The 4,770-nt window shown below is 38.9% G+C and carries 6 protein-coding genes; 1 reads left to right on the forward strand and 5 read right to left on the reverse strand.

Going from position 1 to position 4,770, the window contains the following annotated elements; translation table 11 throughout:
• The first annotated feature begins 110 nt into the window (after nucleotides 1–110).
• Nucleotides 111–1,298 (forward strand): hypothetical protein, encoded by a 1,188-nt coding sequence (locus IJS99_03755; protein MBQ7560938.1) that lies wholly within the window; start codon nucleotides 111–113, stop codon nucleotides 1,296–1,298.
• 47 nt (nucleotides 1,299–1,345) lie between these two features.
• Here IJS99_03755 and IJS99_03760 read toward each other — a convergent pair whose 3' ends face one another.
• The 5 genes from IJS99_03760 to IJS99_03780 are packed head-to-tail and all read right to left on the reverse strand — an operon-like array spanning nucleotide 1,346 to nucleotide 4,649.
• Nucleotides 1,346–2,026: a metal-dependent transcriptional regulator gene (locus tag IJS99_03760; protein MBQ7560939.1), complete on the reverse strand. Its 681-nt coding sequence runs from the start codon at nucleotides 2,024–2,026 to the stop codon at nucleotides 1,346–1,348.
• A 7-nt stretch (nucleotides 2,027–2,033) separates the two neighbouring features.
• The gene (locus IJS99_03765; protein MBQ7560940.1) at nucleotides 2,034–3,242 is read right to left on the reverse strand and encodes an ABC transporter permease; all 1,209 of its coding nucleotides are present in this window, start codon (nucleotides 3,240–3,242) and stop codon (nucleotides 2,034–2,036) included.
• Nucleotides 3,239–3,439, reverse strand: coding sequence for a hypothetical protein (locus IJS99_03770; protein MBQ7560941.1), 201 nt, complete (start codon nucleotides 3,437–3,439; stop codon nucleotides 3,239–3,241). Before IJS99_03770 ends, IJS99_03765 begins: the two co-directional genes overlap by 4 nt.
• The gene (locus IJS99_03775) at nucleotides 3,426–3,941 is read right to left on the reverse strand and encodes a hypothetical protein (GenBank protein MBQ7560942.1); all 516 of its coding nucleotides are present in this window, start codon (nucleotides 3,939–3,941) and stop codon (nucleotides 3,426–3,428) included. Before IJS99_03775 ends, IJS99_03770 begins: the two co-directional genes overlap by 14 nt.
• A gap of 3 nt (nucleotides 3,942–3,944) precedes the next feature.
• Complete coding sequence (locus IJS99_03780; GenBank protein ID MBQ7560943.1) at nucleotides 3,945–4,649, reverse strand: ABC transporter ATP-binding protein; 705 nt, start codon at nucleotides 4,647–4,649, stop codon at nucleotides 3,945–3,947.
• Nucleotides 4,650–4,770: the final 121 nt, after the last annotated feature.

A 4,770-nucleotide genomic window follows, 5' to 3' on the forward strand; every position in this document is an offset into this window, starting at 1 on the left:
GTGGGGGTTTGCGGGATGGCAGTAATTTCACGCAAAAATGATTCATAAATCCAGCTTCAAACTTGATATAATTTTGCCGGAAAATAAAATTTATTAACGAGGCTTTATTAATGACGAGAAAATTATATTACGAAAATTTATACTCAAAAGAATTTGATGCAAATATTATAGATATTCAGGGCAATAATATAATTCTTGACGAAACTTTATTTTATCCATCGGGCGGGGGGCAGCCCTGCGACTCCGGCTATATTGATAATATTCAGGTCGTTGATGTTCACGAGAAAAACGGGCAAATTATTCACGTATTATCTGAACCCATAAGCGAATTTAAACGAGTTCACGGAGTTATTGACTGGGATAAAAGATTCGAGCTTATGCAGCAGCATTTAGGCGAACATATTTTTGCGGGAGAATTATATAATCTTCACGGACTGCACACTGCTAGAATGAGAATCGAGGGCGATAATGTTTCAATTGATGTAGATACACCAGTTGACGAAAATATTATACTTGAGGCAGAGTCAGCAGCAAATGAAGCAATTTATAAAGATATTCCCGTAGAAATTATTTATCCTGACATGAGCGAAATTAAATCACTTGCGCGAAAATTACCGCCTGCGAATCCTTCTGAGCCAGTAAGAATTATAAAAATTTCAGGAGTTGATTATGTACCTTGCTGCGGTCTTCACGTGAGCACAACCGGCCAAGTGGGACTAATAAAGATTACTTCACACGAGAATCACAAGGGCGGAACGAGAATTTATCTCAAGAGCGGGCGGGCTGCTTATAGGTGGCTTGATTCGCTTTATCGTGAAGTCAGGCGGGCAGAGTCCGAGCTTGTTTGCAATTATATGGGACTTAACGAGAAAATTATAAATCTTAAATCGCAGATTGACTCGTTGAAATCACAGAACGAGAATAATATAATGCGTTACTTAAGGCCGCTTGCTCAAGATTTGATTAATAACGCAAAGGATTTCACAAAATTTAGACTCGTCAAGCACATAATAAAAGATTCGAGTCAGGACGAAATAAAGCACTTATTCAAATTATTGACTGAAGGCGATAAAAATTTAGTTGCCCTTCTTGCGTGTGAGAATAATGACGGAGTATTTATAATATTTGGCTGTAATCGCGAAAATAAGAGTCTTGATGTCAGGCCGGCATTTAAGAAAGCCATAAATATTTTAGGAGGCAGGGGCGGCGGAAGTGCTTTCAGTTGTCAGGGATTCAGCGATAATATAAATTTATTAAATCAAGCAATGGACGAGGCAATAAATATTTTATGCGAGTAAAAAATTTCTCCCCCTTTGAGAGTGTCATATGCGGGGGAGTGTTATATTTATTTTGCCTGCTGTTGAATCCATATCGTAGCAGCCTCATTTAACGGAAGATTTATTAATTTCTTGCTGAGCTTGCACGTATAAATCTCGCTCTCGTCTTCCTGTTGAGTAATTGCAGTTAATTTAACTTTTGAGCCGGTAACGAATCCCATTTCTATTAATTTTTTGCGCAGGGGCTCTTCTGCTGTGTGGCGTAAAATTGCACCTTCTGAATTAATTTCGCATAAAGTCAACGGGACTGGCACAATTAAAATAGGCTGCTCGATCGCTAAAAATATTTCGTCGACCCACGGCTGATGTTCGGCTTTGGCTTTCCTGAAAAATTCAAGTAACGCATATAATCTCTCTTCAGTTACTGAGTCTACATAGTGTTCCATTGAGCAGGCCATTTCTGAAGAGTGATCCCTGTCAAGCCCTAATAACTCATGGAAAAACGCCCTGAATCCCTCATGACGGCGGAAAACTGTCATTCCCTTGCGTCTTCCTGCGTCCGTTAAATGCAAATTCCCGTAGCGTTCATGTTTCAAGAATTCCATTTCTACGAGTTTCTGCACTGTCGCCGTAACAGTCCCCTTTGTTATCTTGAGTCGCTCGGCCAAATCTGTAACTGTAACTTCACGCCCTGTACTCTCAAGCAAAAATAACTCTTCTAAATAGTCCTCTATTCTGGGAGTAATCATAAAATTTTCACCTCAAATTTTCGTGTATATCAGCTCGTCCGGCCCTGATCGCAAATATTCCCGTTATAATTAAATCCGTTAAAAGCGTGATGATTCCCGACAATGCCGCAATAAATAATAACTTTTCAGGTGATGGCATGAGAAACGGCAAATTTAATAATTCACTAATAAACGGACTCGCAGCAAAAATTATAATAGCTCCGAATATTATTCCGGTTATGACTCCATAAAGGCCGATTAATGACGCTTCATAAAGAATCATAGCAGATAATTTTTTCCTTGAGGCACCAATTGCGCGCAAAATTGCAAATTCCTGTTTACGTTCGTTAATAGTGAGTGAGAATAACAGCGCGATAATTATAATTGCCATGAGCCATAATATAACGAGAAAATATTTAATTATTCCTGATATAAGCACGAGACTTGAAGATATATGATTCACAAATTTTTTGCTGAAGAGTGCGTAAATTCCTGATTTATTTAATTCGCGGTTGATTTTGCGGGAAGTTTCTGCGCTGTCTTGGCCGGGCTTTAGCTTTATCATAATGACTGACACGAGATTATTATTTGCTGCTAATTTCTGAGATTTAATTTTGTCGGCAGCGTTTGCAAGTTTTATTATAGTACTGCGATTCATGAATACTGACGAGTCAAAGCCCATCCCCGTGCGCTCAAGTTTCCCGGCTATTCGTAAATCTTCACCGAAAAAAGTAATGTTATCGCCTACTTCTCCGACATTGTGAAAGCCTAAAATTATTTCACCGTCATTTAGTTCGCGCTTGAGAGTCTGATTAAGCCAAGGTTTAATAATGAAGTCGCTATTATAATCAATTCCCATAATTTGAACGGGATAAGCACAGCAGGACGCTCTCAAAGTTGCCATAAAGACTTGAGGCGAAAATTTTTCGATTCGTGATTTGATTTCAGGGTCAAGATTATTCACGAGTTCTAATGCGTTATCAGGTAAATAAAACGCGCTGGGCTTCCCTGATAGCAAAATATTATCAATATGCGGGTCATAACCGGACGGCACAAGCATAATATCAGCTCCGAGTCTGTCTGACATGCTTTGAGCTCCATTAGAGAGACTCATAATTAATACAGTCCCGGCAAATAAGAAAGCAGCTAAAATTATTTCAGCAGAAATCAAGCAAAAATTTCTTAACGGGCAGCGGGTTATATTTCTGCGTGCAATTATATAATTTGTGAGTCTCATGATAAATAATAAGGCTCGTCAATCTGAGGTTTACGAGGCTCTATAGGCTTGAGTGAACTGACTTTCATGTGAAATTGCTTGATTATCGGGTCAGTTCTCCGAATTAAATCAGCGACTCGCTCCTCTGGAGTCATGTGCTTTGTCTCCTCGTATATTTGCTGTCTTATTGCGTCGATTTCAGCCTCAACAGGATCCATCGGCGGGAGTTCTTCCTCCTCGAAAAAATTTTTTAGCATCATCCATCACCTCCCTTGCTGTAGAAATTTTTACTACATCATAGCCTTCAACTTCATTGATTCCTGCTGTTAATGTTCTTGTTTTGTCCCGGTTAATATGGTGAAAATTATACGACAATATAGCATAAAGTCCATTAATTGCAGAAATAGCTATGTGTAAACTATCATAAAAATGTGATGCAGGAATTATACCAGAATTTATATATTTTCTGGCTAATGCTTCTGCTTTGACATCAGGATTTAATGTTATAATGCCGTATTCCTCAATAAGATTCAGCATATCACTTCGCTTAGGTTCAGGAGCGCGTTTTAATTCGTCTGTAACATAACGAGAAGTATACGCAACAAAATCCCCCGCCTTGATTGCTTGAAACAATTCTACAACATCATCATGTCCCGGGCGGTTCTCGTCAAAAAAATAATTAAATAGTGTCGTCTCGATATAAATCTTAAATCTATACATTTATTAATTCCTCCTTAGCTTTAAAGCCTCCCCAAACGTTGCCGACTGGTCAATATCGTCTATAATTCTCCCGTGTTCAAGAATTATCTTTCTCTGTGCAACATCTCCGACTTCAGGATCATGAGTAACTATTATAATAGTAACGCCCTCACTGTGTAATCTCCTGAATAAATCTACGACGATTCCCTCGTTTTCCTCGTCAAGATTCCCCGTCGGCTCATCACCGAGTAAAATTTTAGGCGAATTTATTAATGCCCTGGCAATGCAGACTCTTTGCTGTTCTCCTCCTGAAAGCTGGGCGGGTAAGTGTCTAGCTCTGTCCTTAAGGCCTACTTTCTCAAGTGCTTCCATAGCTTCGGACTCGTCGGGCATACTGTGATAATATTGTGCGACCATTATATTTTCAAGCGCGGTCAAGTAACTTATTAAATGGAACTGTTGAAAGATTAACCCGATTTTATCGCGCCTGATTCGGGTTAAACTTGCTGCGTTTTCTTTGCTGATGTCAAGACCGTCAAGAATAACACTCCCATTTGACGGAGTATCCATACAGCCTATAATATTTATCATTGTAGTTTTTCCTGAACCTGAAGGTCCCATTATTGAGAGCCAGTCCCCGGCATTGACGCTTAAATTTATATCTGCAAGTGCTTTAAGATTCCCATAAATTTTCGAGACATTATTTAATTCTAAAATTTTATTTGACATGATAATTTATTCTCCTTACTATAATATTTATGCAAAGATTCTCCTATTCTACTCGACTGCGCAGCAGTCGGGTGGGCGGGTGGGAGTAGAATAATGCGTAAAATTTATATTACATGAATAA

This window comes from Synergistaceae bacterium (genome assembly GCA_017444345.1).
Classification (GTDB): Bacteria; Synergistota; Synergistia; order Synergistales; family Aminobacteriaceae; genus JAFUXM01.

Bases quoted from the DNA above. Each gene is read 5' to 3' on its own strand.
- IJS99_03760 (MBQ7560939.1), bottom strand. From the start codon at position 2,026: ATGATTACTCCCAGAATAGAGGACTATTTAGAAGAGTTATTTTTGCTT.
- IJS99_03755 (MBQ7560938.1), top strand. From the start codon at position 111: ATGACGAGAAAATTATATTACGAAAATTTATACTCAAAAGAATTTGAT.
- IJS99_03770 (MBQ7560941.1), bottom strand. From the start codon at position 3,439: ATGGATCCTGTTGAGGCTGAAATCGACGCAATAAGACAGCAAATATAC.
- IJS99_03775 (MBQ7560942.1), bottom strand. From the start codon at position 3,941: ATGTATAGATTTAAGATTTATATCGAGACGACACTATTTAATTATTTT.
- IJS99_03765 (MBQ7560940.1), bottom strand. From the start codon at position 3,242: ATGAGACTCACAAATTATATAATTGCACGCAGAAATATAACCCGCTGC.
- IJS99_03780 (MBQ7560943.1), bottom strand. From the start codon at position 4,649: ATGTCAAATAAAATTTTAGAATTAAATAATGTCTCGAAAATTTATGGG.